18 protein-coding genes and 1 other RNA gene are annotated in these 15,641 nt (G+C 63.1%); 13 read left to right on the top strand and 6 right to left on the bottom strand.

Annotation, left to right across the window (positions count from 1 at the left end; genetic code table 11):
• Positions 1 to 52 precede the first annotated feature (52 nt).
• The 4 genes from P9220_RS02215 to P9220_RS02200 all read left to right on the top strand — a co-directional run bounded on the left by P9220_RS02215 (position 53) and on the right by P9220_RS02200 (position 3,156).
• On the top strand, positions 53 to 946 hold the full coding sequence (locus P9220_RS02215; RefSeq protein ID WP_309763371.1) for a glutamate/aspartate ABC transporter substrate-binding protein: 894 nt from the start codon (positions 53 to 55) through the stop codon (positions 944 to 946).
• Between the two features lie 70 nt (positions 947 to 1,016).
• The gene (locus P9220_RS02210) at positions 1,017 to 1,757 is read left to right on the top strand and encodes an amino acid ABC transporter permease (RefSeq protein WP_309763370.1); all 741 of its coding nucleotides are present in this window, start codon (positions 1,017 to 1,019) and stop codon (positions 1,755 to 1,757) included.
• Positions 1,757 to 2,434: a glutamate/aspartate ABC transporter permease GltK gene (gene gltK / locus P9220_RS02205; RefSeq protein ID WP_309763369.1), complete on the top strand. Its 678-nt coding sequence runs from the start codon at positions 1,757 to 1,759 to the stop codon at positions 2,432 to 2,434. Before P9220_RS02210 ends, gltK begins: the two co-directional genes overlap by 1 nt.
• Positions 2,431 to 3,156 carry an amino acid ABC transporter ATP-binding protein gene (locus tag P9220_RS02200; RefSeq protein ID WP_309763368.1) on the top strand — a complete coding sequence of 242 codons (726 nt, stop codon included), beginning with the start codon at positions 2,431 to 2,433 and terminating at the stop codon, positions 3,154 to 3,156. Before gltK ends, P9220_RS02200 begins: the two co-directional genes overlap by 4 nt.
• Positions 3,157 to 3,216: 60 nt before the next feature.
• Here the strand turns inward: P9220_RS02200 and P9220_RS02195 are convergent, their stop codons facing one another.
• Positions 3,217 to 4,119, bottom strand: coding sequence for a class II glutamine amidotransferase (locus P9220_RS02195; protein WP_309763367.1), 903 nt, complete (start codon positions 4,117 to 4,119; stop codon positions 3,217 to 3,219).
• 226 nt (positions 4,120 to 4,345) lie between these two features.
• Between P9220_RS02195 and pyrC the strand changes: the two genes are divergently transcribed.
• The 3 genes from pyrC (at position 4,346) to rnpB (ending at position 6,687) form a co-directional block, all read left to right on the top strand.
• A complete protein-coding gene (gene pyrC, locus P9220_RS02190) occupies positions 4,346 to 5,443 on the top strand; it encodes a dihydroorotase (RefSeq protein WP_309763366.1) in 1,098 nt (365 codons plus the stop codon).
• Positions 5,444 to 5,452: 9 nt separating this feature from the next.
• On the top strand, positions 5,453 to 6,259 hold the full coding sequence (locus P9220_RS02185; protein WP_309763365.1) for a DUF3025 domain-containing protein: 807 nt from the start codon (positions 5,453 to 5,455) through the stop codon (positions 6,257 to 6,259).
• 12 nt (positions 6,260 to 6,271) lie between these two features.
• Positions 6,272 to 6,687, top strand: an RNA gene (rnpB, locus tag P9220_RS02180) — RNase P RNA component class A.
• Between the two features lie 64 nt (positions 6,688 to 6,751).
• On the opposite strand, the gene P9220_RS02175 is transcribed toward rnpB, so the two are convergent.
• Positions 6,752 to 7,174, bottom strand: a complete 423-nt coding sequence (locus tag P9220_RS02175; protein WP_309763364.1) for an OsmC family protein — start codon at positions 7,172 to 7,174, stop codon at positions 6,752 to 6,754.
• A 603-nt stretch (positions 7,175 to 7,777) separates the two neighbouring features.
• Here P9220_RS02175 and rplM point away from each other — a divergent pair.
• The 3 genes from rplM (at position 7,778) to erpA (ending at position 9,186) form a co-directional block, all read left to right on the top strand.
• On the top strand, positions 7,778 to 8,206 hold the full coding sequence (rplM, locus tag P9220_RS02170; RefSeq protein WP_040052975.1) for a 50S ribosomal protein L13: 429 nt from the start codon (positions 7,778 to 7,780) through the stop codon (positions 8,204 to 8,206).
• A gap of 11 nt (positions 8,207 to 8,217) precedes the next feature.
• A complete protein-coding gene (gene rpsI, locus P9220_RS02165; RefSeq protein WP_008351569.1) occupies positions 8,218 to 8,610 on the top strand; it encodes a 30S ribosomal protein S9 in 393 nt (130 codons plus the stop codon).
• A gap of 210 nt (positions 8,611 to 8,820) precedes the next feature.
• Positions 8,821 to 9,186 (top strand): iron-sulfur cluster insertion protein ErpA, encoded by a 366-nt coding sequence (erpA, locus tag P9220_RS02160; protein WP_244793516.1) that lies wholly within the window; start codon positions 8,821 to 8,823, stop codon positions 9,184 to 9,186.
• A 71-nt stretch (positions 9,187 to 9,257) separates the two neighbouring features.
• On the opposite strand, the gene P9220_RS02155 is transcribed toward erpA, so the two are convergent.
• On the bottom strand, positions 9,258 to 10,388 hold the full coding sequence (locus P9220_RS02155) for an anhydro-N-acetylmuramic acid kinase (RefSeq protein WP_309765350.1): 1,131 nt from the start codon (positions 10,386 to 10,388) through the stop codon (positions 9,258 to 9,260).
• A gap of 258 nt (positions 10,389 to 10,646) precedes the next feature.
• On the opposite strand from P9220_RS02155, the gene tyrS reads away from it, so the two are divergent.
• Genes tyrS through P9220_RS02140 form a run of 3 tightly spaced genes read left to right on the top strand, consistent with a single transcriptional unit; the run spans position 10,647 to position 13,002 of the window.
• Positions 10,647 to 11,903: a tyrosine--tRNA ligase gene (gene tyrS, locus P9220_RS02150; protein ID WP_309763363.1), complete on the top strand. Its 1,257-nt coding sequence runs from the start codon at positions 10,647 to 10,649 to the stop codon at positions 11,901 to 11,903.
• Complete coding sequence (gene dtd / locus P9220_RS02145) at positions 11,900 to 12,358, top strand: D-aminoacyl-tRNA deacylase (RefSeq protein WP_309763362.1); 459 nt, start codon at positions 11,900 to 11,902, stop codon at positions 12,356 to 12,358. The genes tyrS and dtd overlap by 4 nt, the downstream gene beginning before the upstream one ends.
• Positions 12,355 to 13,002 carry a histidine phosphatase family protein gene (locus tag P9220_RS02140; protein ID WP_309763361.1) on the top strand — a complete coding sequence of 216 codons (648 nt, stop codon included), beginning with the start codon at positions 12,355 to 12,357 and terminating at the stop codon, positions 13,000 to 13,002. Before dtd ends, P9220_RS02140 begins: the two co-directional genes overlap by 4 nt.
• Here the strand turns inward: P9220_RS02140 and P9220_RS02135 are convergent.
• From P9220_RS02135 to ruvA, 3 genes are all read right to left on the bottom strand, one after another.
• Positions 12,999 to 13,898, bottom strand: coding sequence for an oxygenase MpaB family protein (locus P9220_RS02135; protein ID WP_309763360.1), 900 nt, complete (start codon positions 13,896 to 13,898; stop codon positions 12,999 to 13,001). The genes P9220_RS02140 and P9220_RS02135 overlap by 4 nt on opposite strands.
• Positions 13,899 to 13,901: 3 nt before the next feature.
• The gene (gene ruvB, locus P9220_RS02130) at positions 13,902 to 14,963 is read right to left on the bottom strand and encodes a Holliday junction branch migration DNA helicase RuvB (RefSeq protein WP_309763359.1); all 1,062 of its coding nucleotides are present in this window, start codon (positions 14,961 to 14,963) and stop codon (positions 13,902 to 13,904) included.
• Positions 14,964 to 15,041: 78 nt separating this feature from the next.
• Positions 15,042 to 15,623 carry a Holliday junction branch migration protein RuvA gene (ruvA, locus tag P9220_RS02125; protein WP_309763358.1) on the bottom strand — a complete coding sequence of 194 codons (582 nt, stop codon included), beginning with the start codon at positions 15,621 to 15,623 and terminating at the stop codon, positions 15,042 to 15,044.
• Positions 15,624 to 15,641: the final 18 nt, after the last annotated feature.

Raw genomic sequence — 15,641 nt, 5'->3', positions numbered from 1 at the left:
AATAATTACCCTGCTAAACTTGGCCCGTTTTTCGCCATAGGAGATCGAACAAATGAAGGTTAAAAAGACTGCGCTGCTCGTCGCTGCGCTTGGTATTTTCGCCACGGGCGCTTATGCGCAGGACGCAGGCACGCTGAAGAAGATCAAGGATACGGGCGTGATTTCGCTGGGGCATCGCGAATCGTCCATTCCGTTCTCGTACTATGACGACAAGCAAAACGTCGTGGGCTACTCGCATGAGTTCGCGCTGAAGGTCGTGGATGCGGTCAAGCAGAAGCTGAACCAGCCGAACCTGAAGGTGAAGCTCACGCCGATCACCTCGCAGAACCGCATTCCGCTCGTGCAGAACGGCACCGTGGATATCGAGTGCGGCTCGACCACGAACAACGCCGAGCGCCAGCAGCAAGTGTCCTTCTCGAACACCATCTTCGTGATCGGCACGCGCCTCATGACCAAGAAGGACTCCGGCGTGAAGGACTGGGCGGACCTGAAGGGCAAGACGGTCGTGACGACCGCCGGCACGACGTCCGAGCGCCTGCTTCGCAAGATGAACCAGGACAAGAACATGGGCATGAACATCATCAGCGCGAAGGACCACGGCGAGTCGTTCCTGACGCTGTCGACCGGCCGCGCGGTCGCGTTCATGATGGACGACGCACTGCTCGCCGGCGAACGCGCGAAGTCGAACAATCCGAACGATTTCGTGATCGTCGGCGCGCCGCAATCGCATGAAGCCTACGGCTGCATGATTCGCAAGAACGATCCCGAGTTCAAGAAGGTGGTGGACGACGCCATCGCGAAGGTCGAAACGTCGGGCGAAGCCGACAAGATCTACAAGAAGTGGTTCGAAAGCCCGATTCCGCCGAAGGGCCTGAACCTGAACTTCCCGGAAAGCGACGACATGAAGGCTCTGTTCAAGAGCCCGAATGACAAGGCGATCGACTAACCGGTTCGGCTAGCGGAACGAACGAAACGGAAGGAGCCTCGCTTCTTCCGTTTCTTTTTGGAGTAAGTCCATGTCTTATCACTGGAACTGGGGCATCCTGCTGAGTCCGGTTTCCACCGGCGAGCCCACCACCTACCTCGGCTGGCTGATATCCGGCTTCTGGGTGACGATTACCGTGTCACTCGCGGCCTGGGTGATCGCGCTGGTGGTCGGTTCGTTGTTCGGCATCTTGCGCACGGTCCCGAATCGCACGCTGGCGGGCATCGGCACCGTCTACGTCGCGATTTTCCGCAACATCCCGCTGATCGTGCAGTTCTTCGTCTGGTATCTCGTGATACCGGAGTTGCTGCCGCCTTCCATCGGCAACTGGTTCAAGCAACTGCCGCCTTCCGCGCAGTTCTTCTCGTCGTCGATCATCTGTCTCGGGCTCTTCACCGGCGCGCGCGTGTGCGAGCAGGTTCGCTCGGGCATCAACGCGCTGCCGCGCGGACAGCGCAACGCGGGCCTCGCGATGGGCTTCACGCAGTGGCAGACGTACCGGTACGTGCTGATGCCGGTCGCTTACCGCATCATCGTGCCGCCGCTCACGTCGGAATTCCTGAACGTGTTCAAGAACTCGGCGGTGGCGTCGACCATCGGTCTGCTGGACTTGTCGGCGCAAGCGCGGCAACTCGTCGACTACACGGCGCAGACGTATGAATCGTTCATCGCGGTGACGCTCGCTTACATGCTCATCAACCTCATCGTGATGCTGTTGATGCGCTGGGTCGAAGCGAAGACGCGGCTGCCTGGCTACATCGGAGGCAAGTAATGCATCAGTTCAACTGGAGTGGTATTCCGGGCGCGCTGCCGACGCTGTGGACCGGCGCCGTCATCACGTTCCAGATCACGGTGCTGGCGATCGTCGTCGGCATTCTGCTCGGGACCGTCATCGCGCTGTTCCGTCTCTCGGGCGTCAAGCCGCTGCAATGGTTCGCGGGCGCGTATGTCACGCTGTTCCGCTCGATTCCGCTCGTGATGGTGCTGTTGTGGTTCTTCCTGATCGTGCCGCAACTGCTGCAGAACGTGCTCGGGCTGTCGGCCGATATCGACATTCGCCTCGCATCGGCGATGGTCGCGTTCTCGCTCTTCGAAGCCGCGTACTATTCGGAAATCATTCGCGCCGGCATTCAGGCGGTGCCGCGCGGGCAGGTCAACGCGGCGTTCGCGCTCGGCATGAACTACGGCCAGGCGATGAAGCTCGTCGTGCTGCCGCAGGCCTTCCGCGCGATGGTGCCGCTGTTGCTCACGCAGGCCATCGTGCTGTTTCAGGATACGTCGCTCGTCTACGTCATCAGTCTCGCGGACTTCTTCCGCACGGCGACGAACATTGGTGACCGCGACGGCACGACCGTCGAAATGGTGCTGTTCGCCGGGGCGTGTTATTTCGTGATTTGCGTGGTGGCGTCGGCCCTCGTCAAAAGTCTTCAGAAAAAGGTCGCAAGATGATCTCTATCAAGAATGTTTCCAAGTGGTACGGCCAGTTCCAGGTGCTGACCGACTGCACCACCGAAGTGAAGAAGGGCGAGGTCGTCGTGGTGTGCGGCCCGTCGGGTTCGGGTAAATCGACGCTGATTAAAACCGTGAACGGCCTGGAGCCGTTTCAGAAGGGCGATATCTCGATCAACGGGCAGTCGCTGACGGACAAGAAGACGAATTTGTCGAAGCTGCGTTCGAAGGTCGGCATGGTGTTCCAGCACTTCGAGCTGTTCCCGCACCTGTCGATCGTGCAGAACCTGACGCTCGCGCAGATCAAGGTGCTCGGCCGCTCCAGCGACGAAGCCACGGCGAAGGGTTTGAAGCTGCTCGACCGGGTCGGCCTGCGCGCGCATGCGGACAAGTATCCGGGGCAATTGTCGGGCGGCCAGCAGCAGCGCGTGGCGATTGCACGCGCGCTGTCGATGGACCCGATCGCGATGCTGTTCGACGAACCGACATCCGCGCTCGACCCGGAGATGATCAACGAGGTGCTCGACGTGATGGTCGAACTCGCGCAGGAAGGCATGACCATGATGTGCGTGACGCACGAGATGGGCTTTGCCAAGAAGGTCGCGCATCGCGTGATCTTCATGGACAAGGGGCTCATCGTGGAAGATGACCAGAAGGAAGCGTTCTTCGCGAACCCGAAGTCGGACCGGGCGAAGGACTTCCTGGCGAAGATTCTGCACTGAGTTTCGTGCAGCCTGCGGCCGAAAGAAGCGCGGCGCGTTCGCACGAACGCGCCGCGTTTTTTATTCGATGCCCAGTTCCGATTCCACCGCCGCCGTCGTCCGTATCTCTTCGATCTTCAGCGCGGAGCCGACGCAAGCCTTGGCGAGCGGCTCGGCCGCCTTCTTCGCCACGGCTTCCGGCACCGGGATATTGACCGTCCGCGCGAGCGCGCCTTTCTGAAACATCGCGAGGTCGCCGGGTGCGAAGCGTGTCCAGACTTCGTTGTCCGTCAGAGGCGAAGTGGCGATGACCGCGACGCGGTCCTCAGGCGTCGTGTACTTCGCGAAGTCGATGGACATGTCCGCGTCGATCAGATGCGCCGTCGAGAACGGCCAGCTACGCACCAGATAGTACAAATGCGTCGAGCAGTGCGAGAACAGCGCCTGCCCGTTGGACATCAGGAAGTTGAAGACGCCGTATTGCGTGATGTCACGCGTGAGCGTGGCGAGCGCGTCGAAGAGTTCGTCGAGCGGCGGCTGCGAGTTCGGAAACGCGCGGCGCAAGCCCTGCAGCAGCGCGCAGAAAGCAAGTTCGCTATCCGTCGTGCCGACCGGCTGATATACGCCCGTCAGTTCCGGCGCGTGGCCGTTCAGATCGCCGTTATGCGCGAAGATCCAGTGCCGCCCCCACAGTTCACGCAGGAACGGATGGCAATTTTCCAGCAGGATGTGCCCCTGCGTCGCCTTGCGGATATGTGCGATCGTGTTCTTCGACTTGATCGGGTAGCGCTTCACCATCTCGGCGAGCGGCGAACTCGCGGACGACTGATGATCGATGAACAGCCTGCAAGCCTTGTCCTCGAAGAACGCGATGCCCCAGCCGTCCGCATGGTGATCCGTCATTCCGCCGCGCGCCGCGAAGCCGGTGAACGAAAACGTCACGTCGGTCGGTTCGGCGCAATTCATTCCGAGAAGTTGGCACATTTGCTTCAGGCAGACGGGCTAGGGCCGCAAGGCCGGTTGTTACAATACGTCCGACAAGCATATCACCCGGGCCCCCGGTCGAAAAAATCGAACGAAGCATGCGCCGGCTGCGCGTTGTGCGTTTTCCACGGCGGTTTTATCCGGTCCGCGCTGCTTCGGTGCATCGTTCCGGCGCATCCTGCTTGCGGCCCGCTCATCCCTTCAACGTCTTCGCCGTCATCACGCCATGTCCGCCATTTCCGCCTCGCCCGACACGACCGCTTCGACCACGACGCCCGCATCGCTCACACTCGCGCGCCCCGACGACTGGCACCTCCACGTGCGCGACGGCGCGACGCTCGCCGCCGTCCTGCCGCACACGGCGCGCCAGTTCGGCCGCGCGATCATCATGCCGAACCTGAAGCCGCCCGTCACGACCACGGAGATGGCCGCGGCGTACCGCGAACGCATCCTTGCGGCGCTGCCGAAGGAAGGCGCGGCGGCGCGCTTCGAGCCGCTGATGACGCTGTATCTGACCGACAACACGCCGCCCGAAGAGATTCATCGTGCGCGCGAGTGCGGCTTCGTGCATGGCGTGAAGCTGTATCCGGCGGGCGCGACGACCAATTCCGATGCAGGCGTGACGGACCTCGCGAAGTGCGCGAAAACACTCGAAGCGATGCAGGCAAGTGGCATGCCGCTGCTTATCCACGGCGAAGTAACGGACGGCGACATCGACGTGTTCGATCGCGAGAAGGTGTTCATCGACCGCGTGATGACGCCGTTGCGCCGCGATTTTCCGGAGCTGAAGGTGGTCTTCGAGCACATCACGACGAAGGATGCCGCCGAATACGTGCGCGACGCGGATGGCGCGATCGGCGCGACGATCACCGCGCATCACCTGCTGTTCAACCGCAACGCGATGCTCGTCGGCGGCATTCGTCCGCACTATTTCTGCTTGCCGGTGATCAAGCGCGAGACGCATCGCGTGGCGCTCGTCGAGGCGGCGACGTCAGGCAATTCGCGCTTCTTCCTCGGCACCGACAGCGCGCCGCATCCGAAGGGCCTGAAGGAGCACGCGTGCGGCTGCGCGGGTTGCTATACAGCGCTGCACGCGCTGGAGCTTTATGCGGAAGCGTTCGACAAGGCCGGCGCGATCGACCGGCTCGAAGGCTTCGCGAGCTTCCACGGCGCGGATTTTTACGGCTTGCCGCGCAGCAAGGAAACGGTGACGCTGGAGCGCGCGTCGTGGACGTTGCCGGCTGAGTTCGACGCGGGCGACACGCAGATCGTGCCGTTGCGCGGCGGCGAGCCGATCGGCTGGCGGTTTGTCGACGGGAAGTGAGTTGCGGTGGTGTTGTCCTCGATCGACTGGACGCGCCCGTGGCTGGCGTCGTTCGAATCGCGTGGAAGGCGCTGGGAGTCCGCCGCGCTCGACGGCCATGCAGCTTATCTCGGTCGACTGAACGATGACGCGGCGCAAGCCGCGCTCGTCACCGGGCGCGGCAAGCGGCTCGCATTCATCGCACAGGACGAGCTGCCGCCGGGCGCCTCCTACGAAGGCCATATCGCGGAAACCGGCCGCGTGCCGACACGACACAATCTGCACGATTTCTTCAACGCGCTGATGTGGTTCGCGTATCCGCGCACGAAGGCGGCGCTGAACGCGCGTCAGGCCGATCAGATCGATGCGCTCGGCATCGGTCCGACGCGTGGCGGCGTGCGAGACGCGCTCACGCTTTTCGACGAGAACGCCGTGCTCTTCGCTTGCGCCGACGCGCGACTCGCCGATGCACTCTGCCGCTTCGACTGGCGCACGCTATTCATCGACGGTCGAACGTCATGGGGCGCGCGATGCGAGGCGCGCATCTTCGGTCATGCGCTGCTCGAAAAGCTCGTCGCACCGTACAAGGGGTGCACCGGGCACGCGTGGATCGTCGATGTTCCGGCGGAATACTTCGCCGCCGACGAACCCACGCGCCGCGCGATGCTCGATGAAAGCGTGTGGGCAAGGCTGCTCGCGCAACCGACCGACAGCCGCGCGTTCGCTCCGCTGCCGGTTCTGGGCGTGCCGGGCTGGTGGCCCGCGAACGAATCGCCCGCGTTCTACGACGACGCGACCGTCTTCCGTCCCGGCCGCCGCGCGCGCATCCAATGTTAAAATCGACGCCGCAAAGCAGGCCAGGCAGCCGCGGCTTCGGCGCTTTCGGGCGTCGGGGGCGAGGAAAGTCCGGACTCCACAGGGCAGGGTGATGGCTAACGGCCATCCGTGGCAACACGCGGAACAGGGCAACAGAAAGCAAACCGCCGATGGCTTCGGGCGCGAGTCCGAAGATCAGGTAAGGGTGAAACGGTGCGGTAAGAGCGCACCGCGGACGTCGCGAGACGCTCCGGCACGGTAACCTCCACCCGGAGCAATTCCAAATAGGCAGGCGCGCATCTTCGCGATGCAGGACGGGGCCCCCGTTTCGTCTGCGGGTAGGAAGCTTGAGCGCGTCAGCAATGGCGCGCCTAGAGGAATGGCTGCCACGCGCGATCGTCTTTCGGGCGGCGCGTGCACAGAATCCGGCTTATCGGCCCGCTTTGTCGTCATTCAAAAGAAGAGCCGGCGTCACATGCATGACGCCGGCTCTTTTTCTTCGATGCGATGCGCTCAGCGTTCGACGATATCGAACGAATGGGTGAGCTCCGCCGTCTTCGCGAGCATGATCGACGCGGAGCAGTACTTGTCGTGCGACAGGTTGATGGCGCGCTCGACCGTCGCCGGGTTCAGGTTTTTGCCCGTCACCGTGAAATGGAAGTGGATCTTGGTGAACACCTTCGGGTCTTCGCTCGCGCGGTCGGCCTTGAGCGTCACGGAGCAGCCTTCGATATCCTGGCGGCTTTTCTTCAGGATCATCACGACGTCGTAGGCGGTGCAGCCGCCCGTGCCGAGCAGCACCATCTCCATCGGGCGCGGAGCTAAGTTTCGGCCGCCGCCTTCGGGCGCTCCGTCCATCGCGACCAGGTGACCGCTACCGGTTTCGGCGGCGAAGGCCATGCCGTCCTGTCCCATCCAGCTTACTTTGCATTCCATGCTCGGGCTCCAGCCAGCTTCAGACGTTTTTCAGAGGTTCGATTGTAGCGGCTCATGCCCTCGGCGGCTGACGGCACTTCGTGCATTCACGAGTTGACGCATGCCGCGAGCGAAAGAAGAAGCTCTGAGTTTCGGTTTGTCCATGCGCCTGACGCGGGATATCCAACCTCGCCAAGTGCGTCCAGTCGGCCAAAGCATTGATATTTAAGGCGTCGCGGCCGACAAGTGCGTTCCGCATTATGGGCTTTCGTTTCATGATGCAAATCTTCTTGCCTGCGCGCACGAGCGTGCCTATACTCGGTTCATTGGTTGTCGCAGTACGACGAATCTACCGTGTCTCCTCCACCTCCTCCTTGGTGGATTGAACCCGAGCCTTCAGACGCTCGGGTTTTTTTCCTCCATGCGCGCCCAAGCGTCGCCGCTCGAACTGCTGATCGGCCAACTCTTTGACTCGTCGACTCTTTTCCCTTTATAATTCAAAGTTCTCTTCGCCACACGCCCGCGGAGAGAGGCCAGGGAGAGCCTGCACGCGCCGTCGAGCGCACCTATAAGCAGGACCGAACAAGGTAAGAGCAAAAGGGCAAATCAATTTTTGGATCGATCATGAAGACGTTTTCCGCAAAAGCCGAAGAGGTGACGCGCGAATGGTACGTGATTGACGCGACGGATAAGGTTCTCGGCCGTGTCGCCAGCGAAGTGGCACGCCGTCTTCGCGGCAAGCACAAGCCTGAATTCACTCCGCACGTCGACACTGGTGATTACATCATCATCATCAACGCCGGCAAGCTGAAGGTCACGGGCAACAAGACCACGGACAAGAAGTACTATCGTCACTCGGGCTACCCGGGCGGCATCTATGAAACGACGTTCGGCAAGATGCAAGAGCGCTTCCCGGGCCGCGCGCTCGAGAAGGCAGTGAAGGGCATGCTGCCGAAGGGTCCGCTCGGCTACGCGATGATCAAGAAGCTGAAGGTCTACGCCGAAGCAACGCATCCGCATACGGCTCAACAGCCTAAAGCGCTCGAGATCTAAGGGGAGCCCACATGATCGGTAACTGGAACTACGGTACGGGCCGCCGCAAGAGCGCCGTCGCTCGTGTCTTCATCAAGTCGGGCAAGGGCGAGATCATCGTCAATGGCAAGCCCATCGCCGACTACTTCTCGCGTGAAACGTCGCTGATGATCGTGCGTCAGCCGCTCGAGCTCACGAACCATGCCACCACGTTCGACATCAAGGTCAACGTGAACGGCGGCGGCGAGACGGGTCAGGCAGGCGCGGTTCGCCACGGCATCACCCGCGCGCTGATGGACTACGACGCAACGCTGAAGTCGCAACTGTCGAACGCAGGCTTCGTCACCCGTGACGCGCGTGAAGTGGAACGTAAGAAGGTCGGTTTCCACAAGGCACGCCGCAGGAAGCAATTCTCGAAGCGTTAAGCGCTTCGGCATCGCCTGGAGCCGGGACTTCCGGCTTCGAAGCGAAGCTGCCGCAAAAGCCGCCCGCACCACACGTGCCGGCGGCTTTTTTATTTCCCCGGCGTGGCGGGACGTGTCGAAATTGCATATAGCCTCTTGATTTCATGGGCATTCGGCACGATTTTGAGATCAGCCCTACAATGGTGGCTAGAAGCTACTTGGAGAATTCGCATGAGCGCTGTCAGCGACACCCCCACGACCGAAATGCCGATGCCCTTCGTCTTCACTGACGCGGCTGCGGAGAAGGTCAAGCAATTGATCGACGAAGAAGGCAATCCGGATCTGAAGCTGCGCGTGTTCGTGCAAGGCGGCGGATGCTCGGGTTTCCAGTACGGCTTCACGTTCGACGAAGAAGTCAACGAAGACGATACCGTGATGGACAAGAGCGGCGTGCAATTGCTCGTCGATTCGATGAGCTACCAGTATCTCGTCGGCGCGGAGATCGACTATAAGGACGATCTCAACGGCGCGCAGTTCGTGATCAAGAATCCGAACGCCACGACGACATGCGGTTGCGGGTCGTCGTTCTCGGTTTAAGCGGCAATCAGGCGGTCACAGTAAAAACGGAGCCTTAGGGCTCCGTTTCGCGTTTCAGGGCGGGCAAGCGCTTAGTGCGGATAGATCGCCCCGAGCACACGCTCACCGGCCGCGCCCGTCACTGCCGAGAGATTTCCCGGCTCGCGCGCGACGCAACGCATCGCCAGCCACGCGAACGCGAACGCTTCGACCTGTTGCGGCGGTACGCCGAGCGCTTCGGTGGTCATCACGGGGACGCCCGACGCGCCGGTGTGTTCCAGCGCCTGCTGCAGCATCTTCAGCAGCACTGGATTGCGTGCGCCCCCGCCGCATACATAGACCGCGCGTGCATCCGCTGCATGTCGTTCGATCTCGCGAGCGACCGTCGTGGCCGTGAGCGCGGCGAGCGTCGCCTGCACATCGGCGGGAGTGACGTTCGGAAACGCTGCGAGCTTCGCGTCGAGCCACGCCGGGTTGAACAGGTCTCGCCCGGTGCTCTTCGGCGGCGCTTCTTCGAAGAACGGCTCCTCCAGCAGCGCGTTCAGTAGCGGGCGATTCACCTCGCCGCTCGCCGCGAACTTGCCGCCATCGTCGTACGGTTTCTGCAGATGCCGATGCGCCCACTCGTCGAGCAGCGCGTTGGCCGGGCCGCAATCGAAGCCGCGCACCGAACCGCTCGCCGCGAGAATCGTGATGTTGCTGATGCCGCCCAGATTGCAGACCACGCGCGTTTCGTCTTTCGCGCCGAAAACGGTCGCGTGAAACGCCGGCACGAGCGGCGCGCCTTGTCCGCCGGCGGCCACGTCGCGGCTGCGGAAGTCGGCGATGACGTCGATGTTCGTCATCTCGGCGAGCAGCGCCGGATTGTTGATCTGCCGCGTGTAACCTTTCTCCGGCCGATGCCGCACCGTCTGTCCGTGCACGCCGATCGCGCGCACCTTCGACGCCGAATAGCCGCTCATGCTCTGCAATTCGTGGCAGCAGACGGCGTAACGCGTGGCGAGCGCGTTGCCGGCGAGCGCCTCGCGTTCGATCTCGTTGTCGCCGGGGGCTTGCAGCGCGAAGAGGGCATCGCGCAGGCCTTGAGAGAACGAAACGTGCGCCTCCCCCAGCACGACCGGTGGCTTGCCCGTCGTGAACTGCACCGCGACGCCGTCGACGCCGTCCATGCTGGTGCCGGACATGAGACCGAAGTACACGCCGTCCGCCTTGCCGGTTTCGATCACTTCGGCTTTCTTCCCCACGTTGCTCTCCTCGTCGATGCACGTCCGTCAAGCCGCGATTATCCGCGCAATGACAGCCCGCGTTAAGACTCCCGGGCACCGCGCACGGGCGATGCGAAAGCCCGGAAACGGCACGAAGCGCAACGTCATCGCGTAAAATCCTGAGCCTGAACAAGCCTTTGCGCGCGATGTCATCGCCTCAAGTCGCGTTCCACGCGCGCCGGGCATCGCATCCATTACCCATCACAAGCCGCAAGCATGACCACTGACTCCAACGCTTCTTCCTCGCCCGCCGTGCCGGCGCTTCCGATCACCGACGAAGTGCGCGCGGCGCTCGCCATCGCCAAGCGCGGCTGCGACGAGCTGCTGATCGAAGACGAGTTCGCGCAGAAGCTCGCGAGGAGCGCCGCGACGGGCAAGCCGCTGCGCATCAAGCTCGGCCTCGATCCGACCGCGCCGGACATCCACATCGGCCATACGGTCGTGCTGAACAAGATGCGCCAGTTGCAGGACCTGGGGCATCAGGTCATCTTCCTGATCGGCGATTTCACGTCCCTGATCGGCGATCCGTCCGGCCGCAACGCGACGCGCCCGCCACTCACGCGCGAGCAGATCGAAACCAACGCGAAGACCTATTTCGAGCAGGCTGCGCTCGTGCTCGATCGCGAAAAAACCGAGATTCGCTACAACAGCGAATGGTCGATGCCGCTCGGCGCCGACGGCATGATCAAGCTGGCGTCGCGCTACACGGTCGCTCGCATTCTCGAGCGCGAGGACTTCACCAAGCGCTTCCAGAGCGGCGTGCCCATCTCGATTCACGAGTTCCTCTATCCGCTGATGCAGGGCTACGACTCCGTCGCGCTCAACGCGGACCTGGAACTCGGCGGCACGGACCAGAAGTTCAACTTGCTCGTCGGCCGCGAATTGCAGAAGCAATATGGTCAGGAACAGCAATGCATTCTGACGATGCCGCTGCTCGAAGGGCTGGACGGCGTCGAGAAGATGTCGAAGTCGAAGAACAACTACGTCGGCATCAGCGAGAAGCCGACCGACATGTTCGGCAAGCTGATGAGCATCTCGGATGTGCTGATGTGGCGTTACTTCGAACTGCTGTCGTTCCGCAGCATCGAGGAAATTGCGCGCTTCAGGCAAGAAGCCGAAGGCGGCCGCAATCCGCGCGACTTCAAGGTGATGCTCGCGCAGGAGATCGTCGCGCGCTTCCACTCGCAAGCGGACGCGGAGCGCGCGCTGGAGGACTTCAATCATCGCGCGAAGGGCGGCGTGCCGGACGATATCCCGTCGGTCACGCTCGCGGGTGCGCCGCTCGCCATCGGCCAGTTGCTGAAGCAGGCGGGGCTCGTGCCGTCGACGAGCGAAGCGCTGCGCAACATCGAGCAGGGCGGCGTGAAGATCGACGGCGCGACGGTCTCCGACAAGGGCCTGAAGGTCGAGGCGGGCGAGTTCATCGTGCAGGTCGGCAAACGCCGCTTCGCGCGCGTATCGCTCTCCGCATGATCGCCCTCATTCAGCGTGTGCGGCGCGCGGACGTGCGCGTCGGCGACCGCGTGACCGGCGCAATCGACGCGGGCCTGCTCGCGCTGGTCTGCGCCGAGCGCGGTGACAACGAGGCCGCCGCCGACAAGCTGCTCGCCAAGATGCTGGCTTATCGCGTGTTCAGCGACGCAGCGGGCAAGATGAACCTTCCGGTCGCGAACATCGACGGCGCGGGCCGTGCGGGCGGCGTGCTGCTGGTTTCGCAGTTCACGCTTGCCGCCGATACATCGAGCGGGCTGCGCCCGAGCTTCACGCCGGCCGCGCCGCCCGACGAAGGCAAGCGGCTCTTCGATTACTTCGTGCGCGAGGCGCGGGCGAAGCATCCGATCGTCGAGACGGGCGAATTCGGCGCCGACATGCAGATATCGCTCGTCAACGACGGGCCCGTCACGTTCTGGCTTCAGGTGCGTCCATGACGACTCAGATCTTGTTCATCCGCCACGGCGAAACCGACTGGAACCGCATCAAGCGCATCCAGGGGCACATCGACATTCCGTTGTCGGCGCATGGCTTGCTGCAGGCCGAGCAGCTCGGCGAGCGTCTCGCGCGCGAGGGCCGTCTCGATGCGGTCTATTCGAGCGATCTGCTGCGCGCGCAGCAGACGGCGCGTCCTTTCGCCGATGCGTTGCAGCTCGATGTGCGCTTGTCCGAAGGCTTGCGCGAGCGTCAGTACGGCGCGTTCCAGGGCCACGACAGCGATGAGATCAACACGAAGTTTCCCGCCGAATATGTCGAATGGCAGACGCGCGATCCGGGCTTTGCGCCGCCGGGCGGCGAATCGCAACGTGTTTTCTATCATCGCGTGATTCACGCGATGGAGCCGATCGTCGCTGCGCATCCGGGCGGACGGATCGCGTGCGTCGCGCATGGCGGCGTGCTCGATTGCATCTACCGGTTCGCAATGAAGCTGCCGCTGTCGGAGCCGCGCAACTGGCCGCTGCTCAATTGCAGCGTGAATGTCGTCGATTACGATGCAGACGGGGCGAAGGTCGTGTCGTGGGGCGATGTCAGTCATCTCGCCACCGATACTGACGACGACGACTTGAGAAAGCGCGCTTAAGTCGGCGTCGCTGCTGCCCTGATCCGCGCCCGCTTCGCGATCCCGTTGACGAGCGCCCAGCGCATGACGGGGGCCATCGCCCGCACGCCGGGACGCGCGATCACGCGCCGCAAGGCGCCAAGCGCCGACAGACCAAGCATCTCCTGCGCCCAGTCGGGCAGCAGATCCACGCCTGCGCTGAACACGAGCTTGCTCGCCGGCTTCATCGCGAAACTCGGCGTCGGCGCGTCCTTCAGCACGCGAATGACTTCTTGCGTGCGATCGCTCGCCTGCAGTTCACGGCGCATATCGGCCAGATACGTTTCGATCTGCGCGCGCGTGATCGGCACATCGTGCGCGCCGAGCATCCGCGCGATCGTCGCGGTTTCATCGAAATAACGGTCTTGATCGGCCTCGGATAGCGCGGGATTCACATAGCGCAGATAGCCAGCGAGAAAGCTCGACACTTCGGCGACATGCACCCAGGTCAGCAGGTCAGGGTCGCTCGCCCGATACGGCCGGCCATCGGGCGCGATGCCTGTGACGCCGAGATGAATGTTCCTCACGCGCTCGATGAGCGCAAGCGCGTCCGCGCGATTGCCGAACGTCGTGCCGGCGACGAAGGTCGCGGTGCGGCGCAAGCGGCCGAGGATATCGGTGCGAAACGTCGAGTGATCCCACACGCCCGCGAGCGCCAGTGGATGCAGCGTCTGTAACAGGAGCGCGCTGATACCGCTCGTCATCATGGACGTGAAATCGGCGTGGACTTTCCAGCAGACGGCGTCCGGCCCGAAAAGCCCGGGATCGCCGGGCGGCGACGAGTAATCGATCCTGGGGCCGCCGCCCGTCGTCAGGTTCGTGACGCCGCGTGCAATCGACGACCGCACGCGCGTCATCAGCGTCGCCTGATTCGGCATGCGCTAATCGTTGCTCGCGTCCCAGAGGTCGCGGATCGGCCCGGCATCCGGCGCGGCGATGCCGAAGTGCCGGTAGGCGAGCAGGGTCGCGACACGTCCGCGGGGCGTGCGCTGCAGATAGCCTTGCTGGATCAGATACGGTTCGAGCACGTCCTCGATGGTGTCGCGCTCTTCACCGATCGCCGCCGCGAGATTGTCGACGCCGACGGGGCCGCCGTCGAACTTGTGCAGGATGGCTTCGAGCAGCTTGCGGTCCATCAGGTCGAAGCCGACGGGATCGACGTCGAGCATCTTGAGCGCGGCGTCCGCGACTTCGCCCGTGATGCTGCCGTTCGCCTTCACTTCCGCGTAGTCGCGCACGCGCCGCAGCAGCCGGTTGGCGATACGCGGCGTGCCGCGCGAGCGCCGCGCGATTTCCAGCGCGCCCTCGGGCACGATGTCCGCCTTCAGCAACGACGCCGAACGCGACACGATGCGCGCCAGTTCGCTCGCGTTATAGAACTCGAGCCGCGACACGATGCCAAAGCGATCGCGCAGCGGGTTCGTCAGCATGCCTGCGCGCGTCGTGGCGCCGACGAGCGTGAACGGCTGAAGGTCCAGCTTCACGCTGCGCGCGGCCGGTCCTTCGCCGATCATGATGTCGATTTGGTAATCCTCGAGCGCCGGGTAAAGGATCTCCTCGACGACCGGCGAGAGCCGATGAATCTCGTCGATGAAGAGCACGTCGTTGGCTTCGAGATTGGTCAGCAGCGCGGCGAGGTCGCCCGCGCGTTCGAGCACCGGACCTGACGTTTGCCGCAGATTCACACCCATTTCCCGCGCGATGATATGCGCGAGCGTCGTTTTGCCGAGCCCGGGCGGGCCGAACAGCAACACGTGATCGAGCGCTTCGGAGCGGCGCTTGGCCGCTTCGATGAAGATTTCGAGCTGGCCCCGCACCTTTTCCTGGCCGACGTATTCGTCGAGCTGGCGCGGACGCAGTGCGCGTTCGAAGGCTTCTTCGTTCGGCGAGACGGGCGTGGCCGCGATGATGCGCTCGGCGGCGAGTTTGTCGGTTTCGATCATGAAGGGATTGTACAGCGTGGGTTCTCGCGGCGAAGCTGGCCGAATGGGCGAGTGGCGAGGCGGCGAACGCCCGCCGGATCACCCCTTCGACAGCGCTTTCAACGCCAGCTTGATCCCTTCCGACACGCCCGTTCCCGCCGGCACGTTCTTGACGGCGGCCAGCGCTTCCTTCTCCGAATACCCGAGCGCGAGCAGCGCGTTCAGAATGTCCGACGCATGATCGGATTGCGATGCCGCGCTCGCCATTGCGCCGAGATCCGCGCCGAGCTTGCCTTTGAGTTCGAGCAACAGGCGCTCGGCGGTCTTCTTGCCGATGCCGGGGACCCGCGTCAGGCGCGCGGCATCCTGCGTCGTCACCGTCTGCGCGAGTTCCTGCACGCTCATGCCGGATAGCACGGCCAGCGCCATACGCGCGCCGATGCCGCTGATCTTCAGCAACTCGCGAAACGTCGCGCGCTCCTGCGACGTCAGGAAGCCGTACAGCAGATGCGCGTCTTCACGCACGATCATCTGCGTGAGCAGCACCACTTTGTCGCCCGCGTTCGGAAGGTTGTAGAACGTGCTCATCGGCACATCGACTTCATAGCCGACGCCGTTGCAGTCGACGAGCAGGTGCGGCGGATTTTTTTCCAGCAGAACGCCGGCAATGCGACCGATCATGTTTGCTTGTTGAGGGTA

This window comes from Caballeronia sp. LZ016, from assembly GCF_031450805.1.
Lineage (GTDB): Bacteria > Pseudomonadota > Gammaproteobacteria > Burkholderiales > Burkholderiaceae > Caballeronia.
The sequence above is the reverse complement of the archived record's forward strand: the minus strand, read 5'-3'. Positions and strand labels throughout refer to the sequence as shown.

Bases quoted from the DNA above. Each gene is read 5' to 3' on its own strand.
- P9220_RS02215 (WP_309763371.1), top strand. From the start codon at position 53: ATGAAGGTTAAAAAGACTGCGCTGCTCGTCGCTGCGCTTGGTATTTTC.
- P9220_RS02210 (WP_309763370.1), top strand. From the start codon at position 1,017: ATGTCTTATCACTGGAACTGGGGCATCCTGCTGAGTCCGGTTTCCACC.
- gltK (WP_309763369.1), top strand. From the start codon at position 1,757: ATGCATCAGTTCAACTGGAGTGGTATTCCGGGCGCGCTGCCGACGCTG.
- P9220_RS02200 (WP_309763368.1), top strand. From the start codon at position 2,431: ATGATCTCTATCAAGAATGTTTCCAAGTGGTACGGCCAGTTCCAGGTG.
- P9220_RS02195 (WP_309763367.1), bottom strand. From the start codon at position 4,119: ATGTGCCAACTTCTCGGAATGAATTGCGCCGAACCGACCGACGTGACG.
- pyrC (WP_309763366.1), top strand. From the start codon at position 4,346: ATGTCCGCCATTTCCGCCTCGCCCGACACGACCGCTTCGACCACGACG.
- P9220_RS02175 (WP_309763364.1), bottom strand. From the start codon at position 7,174: ATGGAATGCAAAGTAAGCTGGATGGGACAGGACGGCATGGCCTTCGCC.
- rplM (WP_040052975.1), top strand. From the start codon at position 7,778: ATGAAGACGTTTTCCGCAAAAGCCGAAGAGGTGACGCGCGAATGGTAC.
- rpsI (WP_008351569.1), top strand. From the start codon at position 8,218: ATGATCGGTAACTGGAACTACGGTACGGGCCGCCGCAAGAGCGCCGTC.
- erpA (WP_244793516.1), top strand. From the start codon at position 8,821: ATGAGCGCTGTCAGCGACACCCCCACGACCGAAATGCCGATGCCCTTC.
- tyrS (WP_309763363.1), top strand. From the start codon at position 10,647: ATGACCACTGACTCCAACGCTTCTTCCTCGCCCGCCGTGCCGGCGCTT.
- dtd (WP_309763362.1), top strand. From the start codon at position 11,900: ATGATCGCCCTCATTCAGCGTGTGCGGCGCGCGGACGTGCGCGTCGGC.
- P9220_RS02140 (WP_309763361.1), top strand. From the start codon at position 12,355: ATGACGACTCAGATCTTGTTCATCCGCCACGGCGAAACCGACTGGAAC.
- P9220_RS02135 (WP_309763360.1), bottom strand. From the start codon at position 13,898: ATGCCGAATCAGGCGACGCTGATGACGCGCGTGCGGTCGTCGATTGCA.
- ruvB (WP_309763359.1), bottom strand. From the start codon at position 14,963: ATGATCGAAACCGACAAACTCGCCGCCGAGCGCATCATCGCGGCCACG.
- ruvA (WP_309763358.1), bottom strand. From the start codon at position 15,623: ATGATCGGTCGCATTGCCGGCGTTCTGCTGGAAAAAAATCCGCCGCAC.